Source organism: Sphingomonas sp. Sph1(2015), assembly GCF_001970915.1.
Lineage (GTDB): Bacteria > Pseudomonadota > Alphaproteobacteria > Sphingomonadales > Sphingomonadaceae > Sphingomonas > Sphingomonas parapaucimobilis.
Map to the genome: position 1 here is coordinate 40,013 of NZ_MQUI01000005.1, position 23,871 is coordinate 63,883.

21 protein-coding genes and 1 pseudogene are annotated in these 23,871 nt (G+C 64.1%); 13 read left to right on the forward strand and 9 right to left on the reverse strand.

Going from position 1 to position 23,871, the window contains the following annotated elements; all coding sequences use genetic code 11:
- Positions 1-29: 29 nt before the first annotated feature.
- From ndpD to ndpH, 5 genes are read right to left on the reverse strand one after another with little or no spacing between them, the layout of a single operon-like run.
- Entirely contained in the window at positions 30-1,193 is a 1,164-nt protein-coding gene (ndpD, locus tag BSZ14_RS03390) for a 6-hydroxy-3-succinoylpyridine 3-monooxygenase NdpD (protein ID WP_076709799.1), read from the reverse strand.
- A gap of 51 nt (positions 1,194-1,244) precedes the next feature.
- On the reverse strand, positions 1,245-1,865 hold the full coding sequence (gene ndpG, locus BSZ14_RS03395) for a maleamate amidohydrolase (RefSeq protein WP_076709800.1): 621 nt from the start codon (positions 1,863-1,865) through the stop codon (positions 1,245-1,247).
- A complete protein-coding gene (gene ndpE, locus BSZ14_RS03400) occupies positions 1,852-2,904 on the reverse strand; it encodes a 2,5-dihydroxypyridine 5,6-dioxygenase (RefSeq protein ID WP_076709801.1) in 1,053 nt (350 codons plus the stop codon). The genes ndpG and ndpE overlap by 14 nt, the downstream gene beginning before the upstream one ends.
- Positions 2,897-3,718, reverse strand: coding sequence for an N-formylmaleamate deformylase (gene ndpF / locus BSZ14_RS03405; RefSeq protein ID WP_076709802.1), 822 nt, complete (start codon positions 3,716-3,718; stop codon positions 2,897-2,899). The genes ndpE and ndpF overlap by 8 nt, the downstream gene beginning before the upstream one ends.
- Positions 3,718-4,470: a maleate isomerase gene (ndpH, locus tag BSZ14_RS03410; RefSeq protein ID WP_445190532.1), complete on the reverse strand. Its 753-nt coding sequence runs from the start codon at positions 4,468-4,470 to the stop codon at positions 3,718-3,720. The genes ndpF and ndpH overlap by 1 nt, the downstream gene beginning before the upstream one ends.
- A gap of 535 nt (positions 4,471-5,005) precedes the next feature.
- Between ndpH and BSZ14_RS20275 the strand changes: the two genes are divergently transcribed.
- On the forward strand, positions 5,006-5,503 hold the full coding sequence (locus BSZ14_RS20275; protein WP_415413985.1) for a helix-turn-helix domain-containing protein: 498 nt from the start codon (positions 5,006-5,008) through the stop codon (positions 5,501-5,503).
- An 81-nt stretch (positions 5,504-5,584) separates the two neighbouring features.
- Complete coding sequence (locus BSZ14_RS03420; RefSeq protein ID WP_158069162.1) at positions 5,585-5,968, forward strand: nuclear transport factor 2 family protein; 384 nt, start codon at positions 5,585-5,587, stop codon at positions 5,966-5,968.
- Positions 5,969-6,262: 294 nt separating this feature from the next.
- Here the strand turns inward: BSZ14_RS03420 and BSZ14_RS03425 are convergent, their stop codons facing one another.
- A complete protein-coding gene (locus BSZ14_RS03425; RefSeq protein WP_139330302.1) occupies positions 6,263-8,461 on the reverse strand; it encodes a nicotine dehydrogenase subunit L in 2,199 nt (732 codons plus the stop codon).
- A gap of 40 nt (positions 8,462-8,501) precedes the next feature.
- Positions 8,502-8,957: a nicotine dehydrogenase subunit S gene (locus BSZ14_RS03430; protein ID WP_076709807.1), complete on the reverse strand. Its 456-nt coding sequence runs from the start codon at positions 8,955-8,957 to the stop codon at positions 8,502-8,504.
- A gap of 39 nt (positions 8,958-8,996) precedes the next feature.
- Between BSZ14_RS03430 and BSZ14_RS19210 the strand changes: the two genes are divergently transcribed.
- Both BSZ14_RS19210 and BSZ14_RS18950 read left to right on the forward strand, forming a co-directional pair.
- Positions 8,997-9,203, forward strand: coding sequence for a hypothetical protein (locus tag BSZ14_RS19210; protein WP_139330284.1), 207 nt, complete (start codon positions 8,997-8,999; stop codon positions 9,201-9,203).
- 248 nt (positions 9,204-9,451) lie between these two features.
- Positions 9,452-9,817, forward strand: coding sequence for a hypothetical protein (locus BSZ14_RS18950; RefSeq protein WP_083748074.1), 366 nt, complete (start codon positions 9,452-9,454; stop codon positions 9,815-9,817).
- 178 nt (positions 9,818-9,995) lie between these two features.
- Here BSZ14_RS18950 and BSZ14_RS03440 read toward each other — a convergent pair whose 3' ends face one another.
- Positions 9,996-12,329: a TonB-dependent receptor gene (locus tag BSZ14_RS03440; RefSeq protein WP_083748075.1), complete on the reverse strand. Its 2,334-nt coding sequence runs from the start codon at positions 12,327-12,329 to the stop codon at positions 9,996-9,998.
- 605 nt (positions 12,330-12,934) lie between these two features.
- Between BSZ14_RS03440 and BSZ14_RS03445 the strand changes: the two genes are divergently transcribed.
- From BSZ14_RS03445 to BSZ14_RS03485, 9 genes are all read left to right on the forward strand, one after another.
- Entirely contained in the window at positions 12,935-14,149 is a 1,215-nt protein-coding gene (locus BSZ14_RS03445) for an MFS transporter (protein ID WP_076709810.1), read from the forward strand.
- Between the two features lie 70 nt (positions 14,150-14,219).
- Positions 14,220-14,621 (forward strand): RidA family protein, encoded by a 402-nt coding sequence (locus BSZ14_RS03450; protein ID WP_158069163.1) that lies wholly within the window; start codon positions 14,220-14,222, stop codon positions 14,619-14,621.
- Positions 14,622-14,632: 11 nt separating this feature from the next.
- A complete protein-coding gene (locus BSZ14_RS03455; protein ID WP_241823620.1) occupies positions 14,633-16,018 on the forward strand; it encodes an aldehyde dehydrogenase family protein in 1,386 nt (461 codons plus the stop codon).
- A gap of 34 nt (positions 16,019-16,052) precedes the next feature.
- Positions 16,053-17,531, forward strand: a complete 1,479-nt coding sequence (gene ndpB / locus BSZ14_RS03460) for a (S)-6-hydroxynicotine oxidase NdpB (RefSeq protein WP_076709813.1) — start codon at positions 16,053-16,055, stop codon at positions 17,529-17,531.
- On the forward strand, positions 17,524-18,003 hold the full coding sequence (locus BSZ14_RS03465; RefSeq protein WP_076709814.1) for a c-type cytochrome: 480 nt from the start codon (positions 17,524-17,526) through the stop codon (positions 18,001-18,003). Before ndpB ends, BSZ14_RS03465 begins: the two co-directional genes overlap by 8 nt.
- A 127-nt stretch (positions 18,004-18,130) precedes the next feature.
- A complete protein-coding gene (locus BSZ14_RS03470; RefSeq protein WP_076709815.1) occupies positions 18,131-18,751 on the forward strand; it encodes a flavin reductase family protein in 621 nt (206 codons plus the stop codon).
- A gap of 149 nt (positions 18,752-18,900) precedes the next feature.
- On the forward strand, positions 18,901-19,650 hold the full coding sequence (locus tag BSZ14_RS03475; RefSeq protein WP_076709816.1) for an electron transfer flavoprotein subunit beta/FixA family protein: 750 nt from the start codon (positions 18,901-18,903) through the stop codon (positions 19,648-19,650).
- Positions 19,647-20,576, forward strand: a complete 930-nt coding sequence (locus tag BSZ14_RS03480; RefSeq protein ID WP_076709817.1) for an electron transfer flavoprotein subunit alpha/FixB family protein — start codon at positions 19,647-19,649, stop codon at positions 20,574-20,576. Before BSZ14_RS03475 ends, BSZ14_RS03480 begins: the two co-directional genes overlap by 4 nt.
- A 410-nt stretch (positions 20,577-20,986) precedes the next feature.
- Positions 20,987-23,269: an FdhF/YdeP family oxidoreductase gene (locus BSZ14_RS03485; RefSeq protein WP_076709818.1), complete on the forward strand. Its 2,283-nt coding sequence runs from the start codon at positions 20,987-20,989 to the stop codon at positions 23,267-23,269.
- A gap of 81 nt (positions 23,270-23,350) precedes the next feature.
- On the opposite strand, the pseudogene BSZ14_RS19975 reads toward BSZ14_RS03485, so the two are convergent.
- Positions 23,351-23,549: pseudogene (locus BSZ14_RS19975) on the reverse strand (IS630 family transposase); the annotation flags it as partial.
- Positions 23,550-23,871 lie beyond the last annotated feature (322 nt).

The window sequence follows — 23,871 nt, forward strand, 5'->3', positions numbered from 1 at the left end:
GTCGGCGAGTTCGAAGGGCCGTTGGTCGTTCAGAACTGCGTCTCCATCTGTTTGGTGAAGCTCAGTTCGCGTTCCAGGAGCCTCTCGTCGCCCCCGACGGTCCGGAGGAACTGGATCCGGTCCTCCTTCTCCTGACCCTCCTTGAGGTGGTAGAGGCTGCGCAGATTGGCGGACGCGCGGGGCGAGGTGACTTCGGCGAACACGCGACGGCGGTCGCGTTCGTAGAACTCGAGCATCTCGTCGCCTGCACCGTCATGGATGACGCGGTTCAGAGCTCCGATAAGCGCGAAGGCGTCGAACATGCCGCCGGTGAGGCCGAGGCCGCCGGTCGGGTTCGTCACATGGCCAGCGTCCCCGACGAGCAGTATGCGGCCCACGCGCATGCGGTCCGCGATCCGCTGGTGCATGCGGTAGGGGGAGTAGGCCAGCACCTCGTAGGGCAGGTCCGGCAGGTGGTCGGCGAACATGGCGTCGATCCGACCCTCGATCCCCTCGATGGGCAGATCGGGATCCTCCACGAAGGTGACGCGCCACACGTCGGGCTCCTCGATCTTGCAGATGATCGAGCCGTGCTTCTGGTCGAGCTGCATGACGGACTTGGGGTAGTCGCGCGAGGACAGGTCGATGCGCGTGTTGGTGGCGACGTACCGCTCGGGCCACGTGGTCCCCAGGAACTGAAGATCCAGCACCTGCCGGCGCACGGTGCTGTTCGCTCCGTCCGCACCGATGAGGTAGTCGGCTTCTAGCACTGCGGGGCCATCCGGACCTTCGATCTCAGCGATGACGCCGGCGTCGTTCTGAGAACATGAGGTCAGCTTCGTGTGGAGCAGGATCTCGACGTTCGGTAACGCGGAGGCGTGTCGTGCCAGGATCTTCGATAGCAGCCCCTGGTGCAGGTGCAGGGCGTGACCGCCCATGCCCTCGGGAGACCATTTCCACTCGATCATCTCGCCGGTGCTGTGGATGTGCCAGCCGAAGCTCTGCCGCAGGAAGCCTTCCGCCACGCAGTCCTGCAGCAGGCCGAGCCGCTCGAGGTGCGGCAGTACGGGGTAGTGGTAGACGAGCGCGCGGGGCTTGTCGTTGAACTTGTCCTCCGCTTCGAGGATGGTCACGCGCGTGCCCTCCTTGGCGAGCCCGAAGGCGGTGAGGAGGCCAATCGGTCCCGCACCGACGACGATCACATGCTTAGCCATTCCATCCGTCTCCATCTTGGGTCCCGGCGCCGCGCGCCGCGGTTGTCGCTTCTAGATCCGTCCCAGCCATTCCATGACGTCCGAGGCGTCTGTGACGTCTCCGTACTTCTGATCTATGTCGTAAAGGGTAGCATGGTGTGGCGCGGTCGCGCGGTCGGCACAGCAGTCCTGCGGCACCAGGACGGTGAAGCCGGACTGTACGGCGTCGACCACCGTGGCACGCACGCATCCGCTCGTGGTGGCGCCCGTCACGACTAGCGTGTCCACGCCCGCGGCCGTGAGCAGCGCGGCGAGGTTCGTGCCATGGAACGCCGAGGCTCCGTGCTTCACGACCACGGGATCGCCGTCGACGATGCCGGTCGACTCGTCGATGTCCACCAGCCTCGTACCAACGAGGAGCGCCTTCATCCCCGTCGCCTTGCGGAGCCAGGGCAGCCTCTCTGCCTCCCACGGCTGGTACGCGATGGTCGTGTAGATCACCGGAAAGCCGCGGTTGCGCGCCAGATCGGTTATCTTCCGCGTCCTGGCGATCTGATCCCTCATGTCGGCGGCCGTCGGGTAGCTGGTGTCCGTGAACCCGTAGCTGAAGTCGACGACGACGACCCCGGGGCGCTCGCCGCGGGGCACGGTGCGACCGAACCCCGCCTTGTCGTAGACCTCATCCTGCGACATCGAACACCTCGCGAGTCCCGTCGAGAAGATCCTTCGCCGCGATGCGGCCATCGAGGACGACGGGTTCGCCATCCAGGAACAGCGAGCAGCCGCGCAACGGGATGTCGAGATGGCAGTCGGTGTCGTTCGCACCGCCGAGCTCGTTGTTGGGGCCGGTCGAGAACAGCACGTTGCCGAGGAAGCTTCGCGGCTCCATCCCCATTCCGCCCGGAAACTCGCCCGGCGTCATGCGGTGCCATTTCGCGTCGGGGTTCATGCCCCAGCCGATGTGACTCATCGCGAAGCCGCGCGGGTCGTTGAAGTCGGCCATGTAGGACTTGACGATCTCGGCCTCGAAGCCGCCACGGATCGAAGTGACGATGCCCTTCTCGATCGTGTAGGTGATCGCCTCGCGGACGTAGATGTTCTGCGGCAGCAGGACGTCCCCGGGGGCCACGACGATCTGTCCGTCGACCCCATCGTCGTCACCGCCCGTGAACACGAAGCCGGACGGCCAGTGGTCCCAGCGCCCCGGCTCGTCCGTGCACGCATATTCGGTCACGGTGGGATAGCGCCCGATCTTGTAGGTGACGTCGGTACCGTGAGGCGAGGTGATGTGCATCATTCTGGCGCGGGCCAGCAGCTCTCCCGCGGTCTCGACCCGCTCACGCAGCTTCTTCGATGGGAGCATCCGGGCGAGAAGCTCCGGCGGCTCGACGACCGTCAGGATCCGCGCACCCGCTGCCTGTATGGCCATCTGCTCCGGTGAGAAAAGAAGGAAGATGCAGTCGATCACCATGTCGACGTTCTTGAGCGCCTCGACCGCCTCGGGCATCCTCGACAGCGGCGTCTGGCCCACGGCCCAGCCGCCCATCGGCGGCGGCGCGGGGAGGCGCATGTGGTAGATGTTGGCCTTCAGCGCGCGACCCGCGGCGAGGAACGCGTCGGCATAGTCCAGTCGGTCGTCCCCTTGAGTCAGCACGACCACCCGTTCGTCCGCCCGAACTCCCGACATCCTCAGCTGATGGAGGCAGATCTCCGTGAAGCTGGACCTATCCATGTGCTGGAGCCTCATCGATGTTGGCTGGGAAGTCCGCCACTGCGCGGAGGAAGCCTTCAAGGTCGTCCCAGGGGATCATGTGCCCGGCCCCCTCGACGGTGACGATCTCGATCGCCGGTGCGAGGCCGCGGATCTCGGCGACGTCGTCGGCTTCGATCACCGGCGATCCACCGGCGACGATGAGCCTCATCGGCAGGTCCAGTTGCGGCAGATCCGCATGGATGTCGTCCGAATGGAAGCCCCTGTACGCCGCGTCGATGGCGCGCAGTTCGCAGGTGTGAAGCCACTCCGCACGAAGGGCGAGCTGGTCCTGGGTCCATGTCGGGCAGAACGCCCTCATGTCCTCCGCAGAGCATCCCCGCTGCGCAAGCAGGATGGAATCCTCGTACCACGGCCAGGCGGAGGGGTACGGCCGGCGGCCGGGTCCGCTGACCGGTGGATCGGCCAGGATGAGGCCGCCGAACGTTCCCGGTGCCTTGCGGGCCGCCCGGATCGCGGTGCGGGCACCCATGGAATGTCCCAGGATCAACGGTCGATCGAAGCCGAGTTCGCCGGACACCGCGATCACGTCGTCCGCCATCGCGTCGAGCGAGTAGTCCAGATCGCCCGCCTCGCTCAGGCCTCGGCCGCGCACGTCGAGGACGTGGACCTCGTAGGCGTCCGCCAACCGGGAGGCGACGAATTCCCAGGTGACCGCCGGCGAGGTGATCCCGGGCACCAGCAGCATGACTGGGTATCCCGGAGCGCCGTAGCGCACCAGATGATGTCGTATGCCGTTGGCATGCACGTTGTAGCCGAAGCCGGCGGGTGCCATCAGTATGCTCCTGACAGCAGCGTGCCGCCGCCAGGGACGCGCGTGTCGAGATCGAGTGCCTTGAGCATCGCCCAGGTTGTCGAGATCGCGGCCGTCAACACCGGTTTCCCGACCTGCGCCTCCACGACGGACACGGCCGGCAGCGAAGGCATCTGCACGCAGGCCGAGAGCACCACGGCATCCACCACGGCGATATGCTCCATCGAAGCCACGATGCCGGGAAGGCGGCTCGGATCGTGCGCGGCGACAGCGAGATTGTCTGAGATCTCCAGCGCACGCCATTCGACGACGTCGATGCCTTCGGCGCGGATGTACTCCACGACCAGCTCGGTGAGCGGCTTCATGTACGGCGCGACGATGGCCACGCGCTTCGCCCCGATCGCCTTTATGCCATCCACCAACGCACCGGCGGACGAGACGACGGGAGCCGGATTGCCGTTTTCGACTGTCGCCTGATGCAGGCGTGCCTGTGACTCGCGATGGTAGCCCTTGCCCATCGACATGATGGCGACGAGGCACGCATAGCCCATCACGTCGACGGCCGCGTCAGAGAGCTCCACCGCGCAGGTGTCGCTGGCGCCGTCCATCTTCGACAGCTCCTCCTTCGTGACGTGCTTCATCCGCATCCGGGCCGAGTGGAAGGTGAACCGCTCCGGTGAGATGGACTCGCGGGCCCGAAGGAGCGCGGGGATCTCCGTCTCCATCGTCACGTTCGAACTCGGCACGATCTGCCCTATGCGATAGGCTCTCAACGCCCTCTCCTCTGCTGCTGACCGAACGCTAATTCTGCAATCGACTAAATACAAGCTTGATTTCGTTCTTGGTTTAACGTCCAGCACATCAGCCGATGGTCTGATCTCCGCTTCCACAGGGAGCGCACGACGTGAGGCCCAGAGAGAGTCAGTCACGGAGACCACATTCGATCAAAACCACTTGATTTCTACATTCGTATAATTGATGAGGTGCCGGTGGATGATTCCCCCCTCGTCCACAGTTCGTCAGGTCCGCCAGGCCGGTCGATCAACTGCCGTCGCAATGCCCGCGAGCGACCTCTCCCTGGCGGATCGTGCCTGACGACGCGCGGACTCGCCCCGTCGCTGGGCCGCGAGCTCGCGACTGTTGGAAGGTCAGGAGAGAGAAGGCCGCAGCATGGCGTTTACATCAGCGAGGTGGCCGGTTCCGACGGATCTCGCGGGTTGCGACGAGTTGCCTATTCGTCCCCCCGCTGTGGAATCGCGTACGTTTGCTCCTTGGAGGATCGTCGAAAGCGATTCCTTATCGCTCGTCATGGCGGCGATCGGGCACCTTCGAGCAGATGGGCTCGAACGACCCCGATCCGGCGCTCCAGCCGCGACCGGGGATGCCGAGGAGGGGACCGAGCGCTGTTCTCGCACCGATCGATCTTGCGTTCCGCCCACCAGTCGTTCCGAGGGAGACCCGTTGCTCGTCAGAAGACTGAAGAGCGCAGTTCTGGACGGTCCCCGCTTCGACGCTGCGGAAGCGGACATCGCGCGTGAGCTGGGTCTATCCGGACGGACTCTCCGCCGCAGGCTGCGTGAACTCGGGACGACGTATGCCAAGACGTTGGCGGACGCGAGGTTCGCCTTCGCTAAGCGATGCCTTGCAGACGCGTCGCTGACCATCTGCGACGTCGCGGATCGTGCAGGCTATTCCGAGGTGAGCAATTTCCGCATCGCGTTCAAGAGGTGGGCGAGCTGCTCGCCTCGCATGTTCCGCGCGAGGCTCGGACTGAACCCCGACACAGTCGGATCGCCCAAACCCTGACCCGTCTCCGGATCATGCAGCGGGCGTGCGCCCCGACCATGGCCTGAGAAGAGCTTCACTGACACCAACGAGGAAATGACGATGTCCAGTCTTGCCGATAGCACCACCGCCTTCATGAGCACCTTCAACGGCGGAGAGTTTGATCGGATGGTCAGCCTTCTGTCACCCGACGCCGTCTACGTAGACCCGGCCGGCGCCGAGCACAGTGGCGTCGACGCGATCGGAGCTTCCTTGAAGTCGATCTTCGACGGTTCGCTCGGCAGCGTCAGCTACGACGTGTCCTCGACCATCCTCGACGAGTCCGACCAACGTGCCCTCGTCACCTGGACGATGGTCATGACCGCAGCAGACGGATCGGTGTCGTCGGTGGACGGTCTCGACATCCTGCGCTTCGAAGCCGGCAGGCTCGTGTCGAAGAACGCATTCTGCAAGGCCGAAGCGTTGGCCATTCGGAGCGTATCGTAGGCTCAGATACCGCTTCCTACACGTTCTCGCCGTCCTGCCGCCGCCACCTGCTGGCGTGCGCCTGACCGCGAGAACGTCCGGCGGCGGGCCGAGGCGGCGCATGGGGCGTCTCACGGGCGCGGAATCGCACCGGCTCTGTGGTCTGAGCCGGACCCCTTTCACTAGCGAGGCGGGCGATGTGTCCCAACCATGTTGGTGGTCCGCGCAGCCTGATCCTTCGAAATGGGCATGCCTTGAATGTGCGTGCACGCGTTCGACTTCGGATCGTATGACAAGGCTACCGGGTACGTGGCCCTAGACGAAGGAGAGGTCGTGATCGCTGAGCGGAAGCGAGCGTACCCGCGGCCCGCCGGCGTCGTAGATCGCATTCAGCATGGCGGTCATCACTATCGGGACCGCATCCTCACCGACGCCTGCGGGGTGCTCGTCGCTTTCGACGAGCTCGATGTGGATGTTCCTGCACGCGGTCGCCAGCCGGGCCACGTTGTGGTCCTGGAAGTTCCGCTCGACCACGCGGCCGTCCTTTAGGGTGATCTTACCGTAGAGGGCGGTCGTGATCGCCCAGAAGATGCTCCCCTCCACCTGACCGCGCACGACCTCCGGATTGAGGATCCGTCCGCAGTTCAGCACCACGACGACACGATCCACCCTCAGCCCACCCTTGCCGTCGAGCGTCACGTCGACCACCGCGGACGCGGTGCCGGTCCTGTACGTCACCCAGTAGCTGAAATCGCTGACCGAGACGCCGCGCCCGCGCCCGCGGGGCAACCGCTGTCCCCATCCCGCGAGCTTCGTGACCCGGTTCAACGCGTCCCTCATGTTGCGGATGCGGTTCACGGCTACGTCCCGATCCTTCAGGTCGGCGGGCACCGTATTCTCGTCGAGCAGCTCCATGTACAGGTCGACCCGATCCCGTCCTGCGGCCACGGCCAGTTCATCCTGGAAGCCCTGGTTCATCCAGACGTGCTGGGTGAACGCCACGCCACGCATCCAGCCGAACGGCTGCGGCGTCTTGATCCGGGCATATTCGATCTGCAGGTTCGGCACGTAGTGCGGAAGGCGGGCGGGACCGTAGCTCTGGTCAGGGGCCGTCCCGCTCACTACGCGGTTGAACCACGCGATGACCTTGCCGTTCTCGTCCAGCGCCGCCTTGAAACGGGACACGGTGATGGGAGGCGGATAGCCCCGAGCCATCATCTCCTCTCGGGTCCAGATGAGCTTGATCGGCCTGCCGGGAATCGCCTTTGCGATCTGCACTCCCTGTGACACGTACTCGTTCTGGCACCGCCGGCCGAAGGCTCCGCCGCTGTAGGGCAGATTGAACTGGACCTTCTCCGGTGGAAGCCCCGCAGTGATGGCGGCGAGGCGGTGAGCGTCCTGTGCGAACTGCGTCGATGCCCACACCTGCAGCCCGTCCGGCCGCAGCCATGCCGTGCAGTTGATCGGCTCCAGCGGCATGGCGTCCATGAAGGGGTAAGAGTAGTCCGCCTCGAGCACATGGGCTGCCCGACCGATGGCGGTCGCGTAGTCACCGGCCTCGCGCACCACCGGCTGCGTCTGACCGACACGTCGCGTGAGATCGGCCATGATCGCCTCGCTGCTGGCGTTCGCGAAGCTCCCCTCGTCCCATTCGATGGGAAGGGCCAGCAGGGCCTTGCGCGCGCGCCAGAAGCTGTCCGCGACGACGGCCACCGCGTCGTCCATGCCGTAGTCCTCGCCGCCATCGGCGATCGGCCCGTTCAGTCCGCTCGAGCCGCGGGAGATGCGCACAACCTTCACCACGCCAGGCATCCCAGCGATCGCGGTTTCGTCCCAGGAGACGAGTTTCCCTCCGTAAACCGGCGACTGACGCACGGCTGCGTAGAGCATGCCCGGAAGGTCGACATCGATGCCGTACTGGAGCGTGCCGTTCGTCTTCTGCTTGAGATCCAGGCGCTTGATGGGCTTGCCGATGAGGCGGTAGTCGGCCGCCGCCTTGAGCTTCACCTTTGCCGGCTCGGGTGGCTTGATGTGCGAGGCGGCCAGAGCGAGTTCCGCGTAGCTCTGACGCCCGCCGCCTGCGGATAGGACGCTGCTGTTCTCGGTCCGCAGATCCTCGATCGCGATCCCCGAGCGGCGCGAGGCCGCGATAAGCATCATCTGCCGGATCTGCGCGCCCGCCATTCGCATCGGGTCGAACAGCCTGTCCGCGGACCAGCTGCTCTCGGTGCACGTGTAGACGTAGACGTTGCCGCGCTTCAGGTTGGTCAGCGGATCGAAGAATTCGGGTCGGACGAGCGACCAGTCCAGATCCATCTCCTCGGCGAGCACCTGCGACAGCGTGGTGATGACGCCTTGGCCGATGTCGCTCTGAGGTATCCGTATCCGAACGGTGTTGTTCGGCTCTATGACGACCCAGGAGATGAGTTCGACCGGCGTGGCTGGGCCGTAGTCGGCCACTCGACAGCCGGACATCGCCACGGGAAACACGACGCCGGCGGAGACCGCCGCCACGGACTTCAGCAGGGTACGCCGATCGGTGTGCATGCCGTCGTCAGATCCGGTTGTTGGCCGCGGCGTGGATCGCCGCGCGTATGCGTTCGTAGGTGCCGCAACGACAGATGTTGGTGATCTCCCGATCGATCTCGTCGTCAGTAGGATCGACCGACTTCGCGAGGAGAGCTGTCACCGCCATGATCATGCCGGACTGGCAGTATCCACATTGCGGCACCCGCAGATCCTGCCAGGCCTTCTGGACGAACTGGTCACCGTCGCGTGAAAGACCTTCGATCGTCGTGATGTCGAGTCCGACTGCCGCCGAAGCCGTAAGGGAACAGGAGCGGGTCGCCTGGCCATCGGCGATGACGGTGCAAGCGCCGCATTGTCCGATACCGCAGCCGTATTTCGTGCCCTTCATCTTGAGTGTGTCGCGCAGCACCCAGAGCAGAGGGGTGTCGTCGTCTACCTCGGCGGTCGTCAGCGCACCATTGATCGTCAGGTTTACCTTCATAGAGTTCGGTCCAATCGCCCGCTGACGATGGGGAACGGCATGGCGAAGAACCGCTGTAGCGTCTCATCCGATCCCATTAATCCCGTCATCAAACCGTCTCCTGTCGTCGCGTTCGCCGCATCGCCTGCTTTGGTGGCCGTTCTCACCTTCGACAAGGCCGACCCTGGGGCGGCCGATCTCCTTCACCGGACCGGCTGTTTCGCGCCAACTTTCCTGCAAAGTCAGAACGTTGTTTTGAGCACGTGACATCTCCGTCGTCAAGAAATTATTCATGTGCAGAATAGCTGGTGTGTGAGGTTCATTGATGATGAGGGATTGCCGGTTGGGAGCGAGCGCCGACTCTGAAGAAAGACATCTTGCGCTCCTTAACTCTCAAACGGTTCGTAACGGATGCACAGGCGAAGCCTCTTCGGCGGGAAATTATGAGTCGATGAATTTCGTTGGTCCGCGAGCGCTTCTGGTGCGTTGAAACAGACTGAACTGGAGCGTACGTCATGACTCCTCAACCCTCACCGCCATGGCGGCTCGCGATTTGCCTGCTGCTCTCCGCGACGGCCAGTCCCGGCGCGTTCGCCAATGGTCCTCCCTCGACGTCGCCGATCAATGCAAAGAAGCTCCTGGCTAAAATGGATGCTGACCGGGACGGGCGGATTTCAAGCACGGAGTGGCGACTGCAGAGCATGCCGGTGGCGAACTTCAAGAAGCTAGATCGAAATCACGATGGCTTCGTGACCTTAGGGGAACTAGCTGCGAAACCGCCCAAGACGCTAGATGCGTCGCATGACGAGCAACTTTCCCCGCGGGAAATGACATTCGGAAAGGCCGCCAAGAAGATAGCGCCGAGCTCCAAAAGGCATTGAGGATCGACATTCTCCTCCGCCAGCGGGCTTTGAGGGAGACGCGCTTCAGAAAGACGCAAGCGAACCGTCACTGCGAGATCAAGGGCATGCGTTCCTGAATGTTCGAGCCGGTTTAAGAAAAAGACGCGGACCGATTGCGATCGGTCCGCACCGTTGATGCCGGATAGAACGAAGGGCGTTAGAAGCGGAAGGTCACGTCGGCACTGTACATCCGCGGTACGCCCCTCTGGAGGAAGTCGAAGCCGAGCGCCCTCAGCTGCAGTCCGTAGGAGACGTACTTTTCGTTGAACAGGTTCTTGACGCCCGCCCCTACGGAGAACCGATCGGCGTTGTAGGCGACGCGGGCATTCGCCAACCAGTAGCCATCCTGCGACAGGGCTTCGGCATTGTCGTAGAAGACACGCGAAGTGTACACGCCGTCGCCGTTCAGCTCAACGGTCGCGTCCTGCAGCTTGAGCAGCACCACGTTGGCGTTGAGGTTGAGGCTGAACTTCGCCGCGTTCGCGATCTGGTTTCCGGCGATCACGACGCCGCTGGTGCCCGTGACCACAGCGTCGTCCCCGTATTTCGGGTCGAGCACGCCCACGCCGACCCCGAGGGTGACGCGGTCGATCGGTTTAGCGGTGATCTCGCCTTCGAACCCGCGGACCCGCGCATCGCTGATCGAGCGCAGGGGAAGCAGCAGGCCTTCCGGCACGATGACCTGCTGGTTTTTGTAATCGGTTTGGAAGACGGAGCCGTTGACCGTCAGGGCTCGATCGAGCAGCGTCGACTTGAAGCCCGCCTCGAAAGTCCGCGCCGTCTCGGGCGGGGCGAAGTTCACCTCCGAGGGGTCGCTGAAGGCTTGGGCGTTCACTGCGCCCGTCCGGTAGCCTTCACGCATCGAAGCGTAGAGCAGCACCTGCTCGGAGGGCTTCCAATTGATACCCGCCTCGAAGCTGGTGTTGTTGAAGGTTCGCCGGTCGGAGACGTTCGCGATCGTGTTGACGGCGAAGGTATCGGCCGTGTCGCCTAGGAAGGCGTTGTAGCGATTGACCGCAACCTTGTCCCGGCTGAACCGGACGCCGCCGGTTGCGGTGACCGTCCGAGCGAGCTTGAGTTCGGCACGAACGTAAGCCGAGTAGCTGTCGCGCTTCTGCAGGAAGTCGTTCGTCTGAGTCAGGCCACGCCCCGTCGGGGTCAGCCCCAGGCTGCACGCCGCGCCGCATCCCGGATCAGTGAACAGACGAAAGTCGAACCCGGCGTCGGCGCTGTCCCACGTGTACATCGCGCCAGCCTGGACGTTAAACGGCCCCTTGAAGGACGTGGCAACCCGGAGTTCCTGAACAAACTGCTTCAGATTCTTACCGCGCGTGACGAAGGGGCTCTCGACGGCGATTTCAAGACCGTCAGAGTCGACGACGTCCACCCACTTGCCCCAGTCATATGTCGTGACAGAGTTTAACGTGATGGTGTCCGTCGCATTCCACTTCATGACCAGATTGACGCCGTCGATACGGATATCGCGCTTCGGCGTGCGCGTAAGCGAATTCTCGAAGAAGCCGAGCCCGTCCCTGTTGGAGCCTGGCAGGTTGCCCAGGTTGTTGCCCGGGAAGAGAATGGCGGGGTCGTTGAAGTTGATGTTCGAGGCGATCGGAGCGTAGTTCCGCCCTCCGCTCTTGACGTGGTTGTAGCGAAGCGTCGCCTCGAAATCCGGTGCAGGCTCGAACTGCAGTGCGCCGCGAATCGCGAAAAGGTCGGTCTGATTGAGGTCGCCGGCCCCGGGAGCTAGATTGCGGAAGGTGCCGGTGTCGTGAACGTACAGCCCGGCGACCCGGAGCGAGAGCACGTCGTTGATCAAGGGCGTCTGGACTGCGCCCTGCAGCCGTACCCGATCGAAGTTGCCGTAGCTTCCGGTCAGATAGCCTTCCGACGTGAAACCGGGCTTGATCGTCACGATGTTGACGGCGCCGCCGGTCGCGTTCTTCCCGTAAAGCGTTCCTTGCGGACCGCGAAGGACCTCCACCCGTTCAACGTCGAAGACCGGCATCGACTCGAAGGCCTGCAGATTGCGGATGCCTTCGTCGATGTAGATCGCGATCGGCTTGCTCTGGTTCGGTGAATAGTCGGTCGACGAGATGCCGCGGATGACAAAGTTCGGCGGCCCACCCTCGCCGTATGGATAGCTCACCTGCGAGTTCGGAGACAGTTTGACGATGTCCGAGACTTGGGTCACCTGACGTTCCTGAATCGCTTCCGCTCCGAGCGCTGAGATTGCAATCGGCACGTCTTGGATCCGCTGTGCACGCCGAGTCGCCGTGACGACGATATCGCCGTTGTCCGCGCCGTCAGTGCGCTGCTGTGGCAAATCAGCGGCCTGGGCTTCGACTGGAGCTTGGCCATCTGTCATGGCCTTCGGCGTTGCCGCACCGGGTGTTGAGGCGCTCTGGGCTTGCGCGGCGATCGGCCAAACAGTGCAGAGCGCGGTCGCGAGCACCGCCAGCGGAAGGCGCGGAGCGTATGGAACATGCATGAAAAGCTCTCCCCTTAGATTGGTCCTGAGACGTCCTCCCGCTTCCTGGAACCTGGTTTCGCCACCAGCTTCGACGACAGTTCCGCGATGTTTCGCTCAGAGCTGTCCAGGCCGGATGCGATCCGGGCGGATGATCATTGCTATGAGACACTTTCAATTCGGTCAATAATTATTGCTTCGTATAATTCTAGGACCGTTGGTGGCGGTTCCGTCGCTCACCGGGTTCGCCTTGACTTTCGAGGAAAGGGCAGCCTGATTTCGTTCAGGGAGGGGCAGGGGGCATCTGGCGCCAGCATGTTCAACAAGGTGGAGGCTCGCATTGAAAATGTGCACCTGTATAAATATGTTGCTCACTCCGCCGGGCGGGCTATGGTCAAGGCGGCCGCCACGCGACTCTCGATGGCAATCCGTGCGCACCACGGACGGCAATGGGGCTCGGCGACCCAAGCAACTACGAAGCTGCCCATTTAGGAAGATGACGGCATGAGCTTGGAGAGATCCGTTTCTTTTGTGTCGGAGCCGATCGCCGTGTCCGTCCGTCCGGTTGCGATGAGCAGCAACGGGTGCCGCTTTGCGCATTGCGCCGTCGAGTGGAAACGGGTTCTGTGAGCGGGGCGGTCAGCCAGTCGCCTGGCGGGAACTTCGCCCAGGTCACCAGCGCGGTTTCCGGGCGCGCCCTTGTCATCGCCTGCGTGCTGTATGCTTTCTCGCTCATACTGATCGACATCGCGCCGTTTTTCATCGGACTGTACGTCGATCATCTGGGCCTGCCCCTTAGTCAGGCAGGCCTCGTGCAATCGGTCGATCAAGCCGGCGGCGTGCTCGGCGCGGTCGCCGGCTTCTTCCTCATGCCTCGAGCGCGTTGGAGGACGATCATCGTCTCAGCGTCGCTCGTCGCCACTCTCGGCAACGCATTGACCGCGTTCGCCGATGGTTATCTTGCCCTATGCGTCATCCGCTTCGTCGCCGGCTTCGGCGTGGTGCTCATCACGACCGTCACCGCCTGCGTGCTGGCTCAGGCCGCCGTCCCGGTGCGTGCCTACGGAGTCGGGCTCGCTCTCGGCATGACGCTCTCGGCGGTTGCAATTTGGCTGCTTGAGGCCCTGCGTACGCACTTCGGAGATGCCGCCGCCTTGGGCTCGGGAGCGCTTTGGCTCGGCGTCGGCGCGGTGCTTGCCCTGCTGCTTCCGCGCGGTCTCGATGGTCCCTCGGACCCGGTCCTGCCGGAGGACGTACCGCAGATGAGGGGCGGCGCTCGGAATGCCGGCCGCGTTGCGTTGCTGGGACTTTTGCTCTTCGGCGTCAGCGTCAACGTGATCTACGCTTTCATAGAGCGGATCGGCCTCACCAACGGGCTCGATCAGGGATCCGTCGCGAACGCCATGGCGTTCGGCTACATCTTCTCGGCGTTGGGCAGCCTAATTCCCACGATCTTCGGGGAGACCGGGCGTCATCTGCGCTGGGTAGGCGTAACGACGGCCGTGTTCCTGGCGTCGATCCTCGGCATATACCTCGCGCATTCCACTGCGTTCTTCACCGTCGCCTTCGCGATCTACGCATCCGCTTGGTGCATGGGACTGGCGTTCTACATGTCAATGACCGCGGAGAACGATCCGAGCCATCGCTACACGCGAATGATCTACGTGGTGAACGTGGCCGCCCAGTCGGTTGGTCCTGCGATCGGCACTCTGGTGCTCGCGCGCGCTTCACTTACCGCGGTCTTGGTCGTCACGCCGCTGCCGGCGTTGCTCGCCGCACTGCTGGTGTCCTCGACCCGTCAGGCCCGCGTGGCATCCCCGCCGCCGCGCCCAATCTACTGAATCCGGAAGCGAACCGCACATGCCTTCGACCTCATTCCACCTCATGCCCTCGATGGAGCGCGACTACTGCATGTCCATCGCCGTCCGCGCCGGCGACCTCGTGTTCATAGGCGGCCTCACCGCGGTGGACGCATCGGGCAACGAACTGCACCACGATGATGCCGCGCTGCAGTTCAAGGTCGTCTACGAACAGATGAGCAGGGTGCTTGCGGCTCATGGGGGATCGGCGGCCGACGTCGTCAGCGAGACCATCTACTACTCCTGCACCGGTGAAGAGTACGCCGAGCGTCTATTTCCGTACCGGAAGGAGTTCTACCGGGATTGCGACGGGCCCTCCGTTGCCGGGGTGCAGGTCGCAGGCTTCATCAGCGCCGCGATCCGCGTCGAGGTCACATGCGTGGCGCACATCCCGGCGGGACGACCCGCGTCCGCCACTTCTCCATCACACACAGAGCGACAGGATCAGCAATGACCGCTTACAGGATGCTTATCGACGGCCAGCTCGTCGAAGGGGCCCGCACGATCCCGGTGATCGATCCATCGACCGGAGAGCCGTTCGCGGAGGCCTACGTGGCCGACGGCGCGCAGCTCGACGAGGCGGTGCAGGCCGCGGTTGGCGCCTTCCCGAAATGGGCGGCGACATCCTGGGCCGAACGTCGTAAGTGCCTGGTCGAGTTCGCGCGGCGGTTGGATGAGGAGGCGGACGCCTTCGCCAGCCTGCTCGTACGTGAGCAGGGCAAGCCATGGGGCGAGGCGCGCTACGAGGTCGATGCGACCGTGCGTGGGATCCGGTTCTACGCGGACGTCGAGCTCAAGGCCGAGGTGCGCGATCATCCCACGGGGCCCTACGAGGTCGAGCGGCGTCCGCTCGGAGTTGTGGCCGCGATCACCCCCTGGAACTTCCCGATGATCCTGGCGAGCAACAAGTACGCGCCCGCCCTCATCACCGGCAACACTGTCGTGTTGAAGCCCGCGCCCTCGACGCCGCTGACGACGCTGGAACTCGGTCGTCTCGCGGCCGACGTCTTTCCGCGCGGCGTCTTCAACATCGTGGCCGACGACAACGATCTCGGTGCCCGTATGACCGGTCACCCGGACGTGGCGAAGGTATCGTTCACCGGCTCCACCAATACCGGGAAGGCGGTCATGCGGAGTGCCGCCGACGATATGAAGCGGGTGACCCTGGAACTCGGCGGCAACGACCCGGCGATCGTTCTTGCGGACGCGGATGTGGAGGCCTCCGCGCGGGGTCTGGCCGCCACCGTGTTCCTGAACGCCGGTCAGGTCTGCGCCGCGCCCAAGCGTCTGTACGTCGCCGCCGAGGTGTACGACGACTTCCGCGACAGGTTCGTCGCTGCGACACGCGAGATCAGGATGGGTGCCGGCGACGAGGAAGGCGTCACCCTCGGACCGGTGCAGAACCAGATGCAGTTCGACAAGGTCCGCGGCATGATCGAGGAGGCGGCGGCGTCCGGCACGGTGCTTATCGGGGGCCATGTAGCCAATCGGCCCGGCTACTTCATCGAGCCGACCGTCATCGCCGACCTGGCGGACGACGCGCCTCTGGTGACCGACGAGCAGTTCGGCCCGGTCGTTCCGCTCCTGCGCTTCACCGACGAGGCCGACGCGGTCGCTCGCGCCAATCTTGGAGCGTACGGCCTGGGCGCGTCCATCTGGACTAGTGATCTGGATCGTGCCCGCCGACTCGCCCGTGGCATCACGGCCGGCAGCGTCTGGATCAACCAGCACACCGCGATCCATCCCGAGATCCCGTTCGGAGGCGTCAAGCAGTCCGGCCTCGGGTCGGAGGGAGGACTGGAAGGCGTGAACGAGTACACCCGGCTTCAGGTGATCAACGCCGCGGCGTGATCCCAGCGGGGTACCGGCGGTGGAGAGGAGACGAATGACGATGACGATGGACGGGGATGACGGCACGGCGACGGGCAGCCGGATCGATCGACGCTCGCTGATGAGGTTCGGGGCCGCGGCCGCCGGTACGATCGCCTTGGCGAGCTGCGCCAAGGAGAACCCGAACCGGGAGGCGCGCGACGGAAAGGACAAGGGCCCCTACGACGTCGCCGTCGTTGGAGCCGGCTACGCTGGAATCACGGCTGCCCGCGAACTGGCCGCGAAGGGCTGGCGCGTGGTGGTGTTAGAGGCGCGTCCGCGGATCGGCGGGCGAACGTTCACCAGCAAGTTCCTCGGTCGACAGATCGAGCTGGGCGGGTCATCGGTCCATTGGGTCCAGCCGCACGTCTTCTCGGAGATGCAGCGCTACGGCTTCGGCTTCGAGGAGGTGCCGCTGCGTGATCTGGACAAGGCCTACGTCATGACCGCCGATGGCAAGGTCCACGACGTCCCGCCCGCTCGGTTCGACACCGGGTACAACGAGGCTTTCGACAAGTTTTGCGAAGGCGCCAAGACGCTCTTCCCGCGACCCTTCTCGCCGTTCTCGAATCCAGAGGTGGCGAAGCTGGACACGATCTCGGCCGCGGAGCGGATGGACAAGCTCGATCTGGACCCGATCCAGCGTGCCTCGTTGAATGCGGAACTGGTGCTCTACGGCGGTTCCCCCACAAACACCTTCAGCTACATGAGCTACGTCAAGATGTTCGCCGCCGCCGCCTGGGACCCTTACACGTTCACGGATTCCGAGAAGCACTGGCACATCGCGCGTGGAGGCACCGCGGCGCTCGCCAAGGCGATCCTCGACGACAGCAAGGCCGACGTGAGACTGGGCACGGTGGTCAAGCAGGTCGAGACGACCGCCAAGGGCGTCACTCTGCGAACGGCAGACGGCCAGACCGTCGAAACCAAGGCGGTCGTTCTCACGCTACCGACCCAGGTCTATCCCGACATTGAGTTCAAGCCCGGTCTATCCGCGGAGAAGCGCGCGTTCATCAAGAACGGCGACCTCTGCGACGGCGCCACGATGTACATGCGCATCAAGCAGAACATCGGCAACACCTTCACCTTCTGCGACGATCCCAACCCACTCAGTGCGATCCAGACCGAGGAGTCCGATGCGGAGATCGGCACGATCCTGAAGGCGACGCTTGGCCGCCAGTCGCTCCTCGACATCAACGATCAGGACGCGGTCAATGCCGAACTGCGCAAGATCCATCCTGGCGTCGAGATAACCGACATCGCGCCCTACAATTGGGTGAAAGACCCGTTTTCGAAGCAGGCGTGGCCGGCATACCGCGCCGGCTGGTTCCAGAAGTACAAGGATATGGCCAAGCCCGAGGGTCGCCTGTTCTTCGCCGGCTCCGGTACCGCCGACGGTTGGCACGCCTACATCGACGGAGCAGTCGAGAGCGGCATCCGCGCCAGTCGTGAGATGACCGCGATGCTAGAGAAGGAGAAGACCAGCAATGGATGACAACTCGCCGAGGTCCGACGCGTTCAAGGTGTTCGCCATCGCGAGTCTCGCCGTGCTCGCAGCCTGTTCGCAGCAGCCGGCGGGCGGGAGCGGACAGGGCGGCGGCTCCGCTTCGACGCAGACGGCATCCCCCGACTATTCCGCACTGGCGCGGAACACGATGCAGGTCCAGGCCGGAAAGAAGGTCTTCACCAACTGCGCTGTATGCCATTCCGCGGAGGCCGGCGCACCATCGCCTGCGGGTCCCAACCTCGCCGGGGTGTTGGGGCGCAAGATAGGAGGCGTGGCGGACTTTCCGTACTCGCAGGCTCTGGCAAAGGCCGATGGGAGTTGGACTCCCGAGAAGCTTGATGCCTTCCTGAAGAATCCGATGGCGGCGTACCCGGGTACTGCGATGGCCTTCGGTGGTCTCGCCAAGGACAGTGACCGGAAGGCGGTCATCGCCTATCTTGCAGGTACCGGGGCGAAATAGGAGCGAAGTGTCGGCGTCCTTCGGTGCAGGCGGTCCAGCGGCGGTTCACTGACATCCTTGCCGCCGTCAGGCGACAGCCGGACTGTCGCGACCAGATGGCAGTCAAGCGGAAGCAGGACGGAAAAACATGAACGACTGGCACTTCTACGAACCTCGCGCAGGTCATGGTCTCCCCAGGGACCCGCTGCGTGCGATTCTGGGACCGAGGCCGATCGGGTGGATATCGACCCGATCGGCCGCAGGAGTGGCCAATCTCGCGCCCTACAGCTTCTTCTCCATGCTGTGCGACAGACCCGCGATCGTGGGCTTCTCCAGCATCGGGGCGAAGGACTCCTTGGAGAACATCCGCGAGACCGAGGTGTTCGCATGCAACCTGGTCACTCGTCGCCATGCCGAAGCGATGAACGAGACGGCACAATCCGCGGCGCCTTCGGCGGACGAGTTCAAGGGAGCGGGGCTCGAAGCGGCCTCCTGCAAGGTCATCGAGTGTCCCCGCGTAGCGGAAGCGCCGGTGGCTCTGGAGTGTCGCCTGATCGACGTGCACCCGCTCACGGACTTGATGGGAGCGTCCGCGGGCGCCTGGCTGACGATCGGTGAAATCGTGGGCGTCCACATCGACCCCGCCTTCCTGCGTGACGGACTGTTTGACACGGCCGGGGCCGGCATCGTGCTCCGGGCCGGTTATGCCGCCGACTACTTCGAGATCGTACCCGAGGCTGCGTTTTCCATGCGTCGTCCGACGAACTGACCGCAGGTGGTCCTTGGCTGCATGAGACGGGGCTTGGACCTTTGCTGCGAGCCGCAGGTAAGACCGCCGACCATTAATTCTTCTTGCGTATAATTATGCGTGTACGTAACTCCCGGTAGGAGAATGTCCCATCGACCGGGAGAAATCAGATGAAGGTGCTGGTACCGATCAAGCGTGTGCTCGACTACAACGTCAAGCCGCGCATTAAGGCTGACGGAACGGGGGTTGACCTCGCGAACGTCAAGATGAGCATGAACCCCTTCGACGAGATCGCGGTCGAGGAGGCGATCCGGCTGAAGGAGAAGGGGAAGGCGACCGAGGTGGTCGTCGTTTCGGTCGGCGAGGTGAAGGCGCAGGAGACGCTACGCACGGCCCTCGCTATGGGCGCGGACCGGGCGATCCTCGTTGCGAGCGACCTGAAGGTCGAACCACTGGGCGTAGCGAAGGTTCTGAAGGCGATCGTGGACGAGGAGCAGCCGCAGTTGGTGATCCTCGGCAAGCAGGCGATCGATGACGACAACAACCAGACGGGGCAGATGCTGGCCGGACTCCTCGAATGGGGGCAGGCCACATCCGCATCGCATGTCGAGCTCGCGAGCGACAGCGTGACGGTGACCCGCGAGGTCGACGGAGGGCTCGAGACGGACCGATATCGCCTGCCCGCGATCGTGACGGCCGACCTGCGCCTAAATGAGCCACGCTACGCCTCCCTCCCCAACATCATGAAGGCCAAGTCCAAGCCGCTGGCGCAGAAAAGCGCCGACGATTTCGGTCTGGACCTCTCGCCCCGCCTGGAGACGCTCCGCGTGGCCGAACCGTCGGCTCGCGCAAGTGGAGTGAAGGTCGCGGACGTCGACGAACTCATCATGAAGCTGCATGCGATGGGAGTCGCGAAGTGAGAACGCTGGTCTGGGTCGAGCACGACGGCACCTCCGTCAAGGATGCCACTCTTTCGGCAGTCACCGCAGCATCGAAGCTTGGCGAGGTCCACCTGCTGCTGGTCGGTCAGGACGTCCAGAGCGCCGCTCAGGAGGCAACCGGGATCGCCGGCGTCGACAAGGTGCATGTGGCCGACGATGCGGCTTACGCGCATCAACTGGTGGAGAACGTGGCGCCGCTCGTCGTCCAGCTCATGGCTAATCACGATGCCTTCGTCGCGCCGGCCACTACCGCAGGCAAGGCGATCGCGCCACGCGTGGCGGCCCTGCTGGACGTCATGCAGATCAGCGACATCCTGTCCGTGGAAGCGGAAGACACGTTCACGCGCCCGATCTACGCGGGCAACGCCGTCGCAACCGTCCGGTCGTCCGACGTGAAGAAGGTCGTCACCGTTCGCACCACCGCGTTCGAGAAGGCGGCTCGCAAGGGCGGTAGCGGAACGGTCGAGGCTGTTCCCACGTCCGGCGACAAGGGACTGTCCTCGTTCATCGGTCAGGAGATCGCCGCGTCGAGCCGTCCCGAACTGACGAGCGCGCGCGTCATCGTGGCGGGGGGGCGCGCGCTTGGCTCCGGCGAGAAGTTCGCCGAACTGATCGAGCCTCTAGCCGACAGGCTGGGCGCGGGTGTCGGCGCCAGCCGAGCCGCCGTGGATGCGGGATACGTTCCGAACGACTACCAGGTCGGCCAGACCGGCAAGATCGTCGCTCCTGAGGTCTACGTGGCGGTGGGCATCTCCGGCGCCATACAGCACCTAGCGGGCATGAAGGATTCCAAGATCATCGTCGCCATCAACAAGGACGAGGATGCCCCCATCTTTCAGGTCGCGGACCTGGGCCTCGTCGGCGATCTCTTCGAGATTGTGCCAGAACTCACCCGCAAGCTCTGACCCGCCTCCCCACCGCCCTCCCGCGACGCCCGACGTCGCTCGAGGACGACCGTGGAGGGACCACTGGCGACTGGTTCCGCAACCAAGTGCGCCATGTGGGACCGGAGCTCGTCTGCGGGTGGCTCGGCGCTTGGCAGCCCTGCGAGTTCACCACGATCCGTTCATCCGGGTTCGAACGCCACGCCTGTCGCACGCCGCAGCACGGCCGCCACCGACCTGAAAGCCGGGGTGCCGCTCCCCCTGTGTGATCGTCGGGCGGGATAAGATGGTTCGCCTCGGTGAAGTAGGCCGCAACGGAGCCACGTGCGATCGCGTGCGCGACGGCTACAGGATGCATCTCGCGAAGGGGGTGGTGCCGCGGCGCGGAATCGCTATGCAGCATCGAAACAAGTATTCTGCGAGTGCATAATATGAGGAAAATCGATCCGGCCGGCGTGCGCCCCTACGGCGGAGCGGCGGGTGGCTGGGGCGCGCTTCGTGCCGTCGCGAAGGCGGTTCGTCACCAAATGGCGGACGCACGCGCTCTTCTGTCCGTCAACCAGCCGGACGGCTTCGACTGCCCGGGCTGCGCCTGGCCGGATCCGAAGGAGGGCTCCTCCTTCGAGTTCTGCGAGAATGGCGCAAAGGCAGTCACATGGGAGGCCACCGCCAAGCGCGTCGACGAGGACTTCTTCGCACGTCACAGCGCCAGCGAGCTCTGGAACTGGAGCGATCACGATTTGGAGGGAGCCGGCAGGCTCACCCGACCGCTGCGCTACAATGCGGCCACGGACCACTACGAGCCCATCTCCTACGAGGAGGCGTTCAGGTTCGCGGGCGAGGCGCTGCGTCGGCTCGACGATCCCGACCAAGCAGAATTCTACTGTTCGGGACGGGCATCGAACGAGGCGGCCTTCCTCTGGCAGCTCTACGTACGCTGCTTCGGAACCAATAACTTTCCCGACTGCTCAAACATGTGCCACGAGGCGACCAGCGTCGGGCTCCCTCAATCGATCGGAGTGGGCAAGGGAACGGTCACGCTCGAGGATTTCGAGCACGCTGACGCCATCCTCTGCATCGGGCACAATCCGGGCACGAACCATCCACGCATGCTGACGTCGCTACGCGCCGCGGCTCGCCGCGGCGCAGCCATCATGGTCGCCAACCCAATGCGCGAGCGGGGGCTGGAGCGCTTCCAGTCCCCGCAGCACATGTGCGACATGCTGAGACCCGGCGGCGTGCCGCTCGCGTCCTCCTACCATCAGGTCCGCGTCGGCGGCGATCTAGCGATGCTCAAGGGGCTGATGAAGGCGTTGGTCGCGATGGACGCTGCCGATGTCGAGAAGGGAGGACGGGGCGTCCTCGACCATCAGTTCATCGCGGACCACACGAACGGGATCGAGGCGCTCGTCGCAGACCTGGAACGCACGAGCTGGGCCGACCTCGAGCGCGGATCCGGTCTCTCCCGAACGGAGATGGAGGCCATGGCGGCCACCTACGCCGCCGCCGACCGCGCGATCGTCTGCTACGGGATGGGGGTAACACAGCATCGGCAAGGGACGCAGAACGTCCAGCAGATCGCGAATCTACTGCTGATGCGCGGGAACTTCGGAAAGCTGGGAGCCGGCATCTGTCCATTGCGCGGGCACAGCAACGTCCAGGGCGACCGGACCGTCGGCATCACCGAGCAGCCCACCGAAGCCTTTTTGGCGCGCCTCGATGCGACCTTCGGGATCGTTTCTCCACGTCGGCACGGCCACGGCGTGGTTGAGTCGTTCAAGGCGATGCTGGACGGGCGCTCTAAGGCAGTGGTGTCACTTGGCGGCAATCTGGCGGTCGCGATGCCCGATCCCGAAAAGTGCTTTGCCGCCTACAGGCGCATGGACCTCGCAGTAACGGTCGTGACGAAGCTCAATCGAACATGTCTTCTGCAGGCACGCGAGACGATCGTGATACCCTGCCTCGGAAGGACCGAGCAGGACGTGCAGGCATCCGGTGTCCAGTTCGTTACCGTCGAGGACTCAATGTCCATGGTGCACGCCTCGAGAGGCCGGCTGAAGCCCGTTGCGAAGGGGCTGCTCTCCGAACCCGCCATCGTGGCGGGACTGGCGAAGGCAACCCTCGGAAGAGGGGCGATCGACTGGGACGGGATGGTCGCCGACTACGACCGGATACGCGAGGCGATCGCCGCGGTGTTCCCCGACTTCGGCGATTTCAACGCTCGTGTGAGGGTGCCGCTGGGATTTAGGTTGCCGGTGGGACCATCGTCGAGGGTTTGGCCGACGGCCGATGGAAAGGCTTGTTTCCTCGTGGCGGAGGGCGTCGACAGCACCGGCGGCAAGGCCGAAGGCGCACTGTTGCTCACCACAATCCGAAGCCATGACCAGTACAACACCACCATCTACGGCAACAACGACCGATACCGCGGCATAACCGGACGCCGCGACGTGGTCTTCGTGAATGCCGAAGACCTGGCTGCCGTGGGCCTCGCCCACGGTGATGTGGTGGACGTGGTCGCGGCATCGGATCGGGTTCTGAGAAGTCAGGTGGCCGTGGCGCACGCGATCGCGCGTGGTTCCGTCGCGGCCTACTTCCCCGAGGCGAACCATCTCGTCCCGCTCGACGACCATGACGAGGCGAGCGGCACCCCGGCCTACAAGTCGGTGGCGGTCGTGCTGCGGCATGCGACGGACGTGACATCCGAAGCAGGGTGAGACAGTATGAGGTTAAACTGCCGGGCGGCGTTCCACCTCGTGAGGCGTAGGTCGCCATGGACATCTAGAGCGTTTTCCCGTTCATTCTGAGTCATATCCGCAGGAGCTGAAGTAGTTGGCGCATTCCTTCGGTTGGAACAGGTTGACCAACCGGCCGATGAGGGAAAAACTTGGATACTGTGCGCTCACCGGCCCTGCGCAGCATGCCTTGAGGCGGGCTAAGGCCTTCTCGATCGGGTTGAAAGTCGGGACTGTAGGGCGGGAGGGACATGAGCGCTGATGCTCGACAAGCTTGAGGACCACGACGTCACCGTGATCTATGAGGCAGTAGGCGGGATAGGGCCGATTGCCGATCTCGCTGCCCAGGCGATGCAGGCGAGGAACATCGATTTATAAGCGTCGCCAGTCGCGCAGCTGAACCACAGAGCCTACGTCAATCAGGTAGCCTGGTTGCTCAACGTCCACTGATATGGCTTCCGATCGAACGCCTGACACCGCGATTTGTCTGACTGCGGCATAGGGATGCGGAGATACTCGACCGATTGCGCCTGCCGCTGGATGGTCAACCTCACACGGTTGCAGCCATACGATGGAGGGTCGCT

Bases quoted from the DNA above. Each gene is read 5' to 3' on its own strand.
- ndpD (WP_076709799.1), bottom strand. From the start codon at position 1,193: ATGGCTAAGCATGTGATCGTCGTCGGTGCGGGACCGATTGGCCTCCTC.
- ndpG (WP_076709800.1), bottom strand. From the start codon at position 1,865: ATGTCGCAGGATGAGGTCTACGACAAGGCGGGGTTCGGTCGCACCGTG.
- ndpE (WP_076709801.1), bottom strand. From the start codon at position 2,904: ATGGATAGGTCCAGCTTCACGGAGATCTGCCTCCATCAGCTGAGGATG.
- ndpF (WP_076709802.1), bottom strand. From the start codon at position 3,718: ATGGCACCCGCCGGCTTCGGCTACAACGTGCATGCCAACGGCATACGA.
- BSZ14_RS20275 (WP_415413985.1), top strand. From the start codon at position 5,006: ATGGCGGCGATCGGGCACCTTCGAGCAGATGGGCTCGAACGACCCCGA.
- BSZ14_RS03420 (WP_158069162.1), top strand. From the start codon at position 5,585: ATGTCCAGTCTTGCCGATAGCACCACCGCCTTCATGAGCACCTTCAAC.
- BSZ14_RS03430 (WP_076709807.1), bottom strand. From the start codon at position 8,957: ATGAAGGTAAACCTGACGATCAATGGTGCGCTGACGACCGCCGAGGTA.
- BSZ14_RS19210 (WP_139330284.1), top strand. From the start codon at position 8,997: ATGGCGAAGAACCGCTGTAGCGTCTCATCCGATCCCATTAATCCCGTC.
- BSZ14_RS18950 (WP_083748074.1), top strand. From the start codon at position 9,452: ATGACTCCTCAACCCTCACCGCCATGGCGGCTCGCGATTTGCCTGCTG.
- BSZ14_RS03440 (WP_083748075.1), bottom strand. From the start codon at position 12,329: ATGCATGTTCCATACGCTCCGCGCCTTCCGCTGGCGGTGCTCGCGACC.
- BSZ14_RS03450 (WP_158069163.1), top strand. From the start codon at position 14,220: ATGTCCATCGCCGTCCGCGCCGGCGACCTCGTGTTCATAGGCGGCCTC.
- BSZ14_RS03455 (WP_241823620.1), top strand. From the start codon at position 14,633: ATGCTTATCGACGGCCAGCTCGTCGAAGGGGCCCGCACGATCCCGGTG.
- ndpB (WP_076709813.1), top strand. From the start codon at position 16,053: ATGACGATGACGATGGACGGGGATGACGGCACGGCGACGGGCAGCCGG.
- BSZ14_RS03465 (WP_076709814.1), top strand. From the start codon at position 17,524: ATGGATGACAACTCGCCGAGGTCCGACGCGTTCAAGGTGTTCGCCATC.
- BSZ14_RS03470 (WP_076709815.1), top strand. From the start codon at position 18,131: ATGAACGACTGGCACTTCTACGAACCTCGCGCAGGTCATGGTCTCCCC.
- BSZ14_RS03475 (WP_076709816.1), top strand. From the start codon at position 18,901: ATGAAGGTGCTGGTACCGATCAAGCGTGTGCTCGACTACAACGTCAAG.
- BSZ14_RS03485 (WP_076709818.1), top strand. From the start codon at position 20,987: ATGAGGAAAATCGATCCGGCCGGCGTGCGCCCCTACGGCGGAGCGGCG.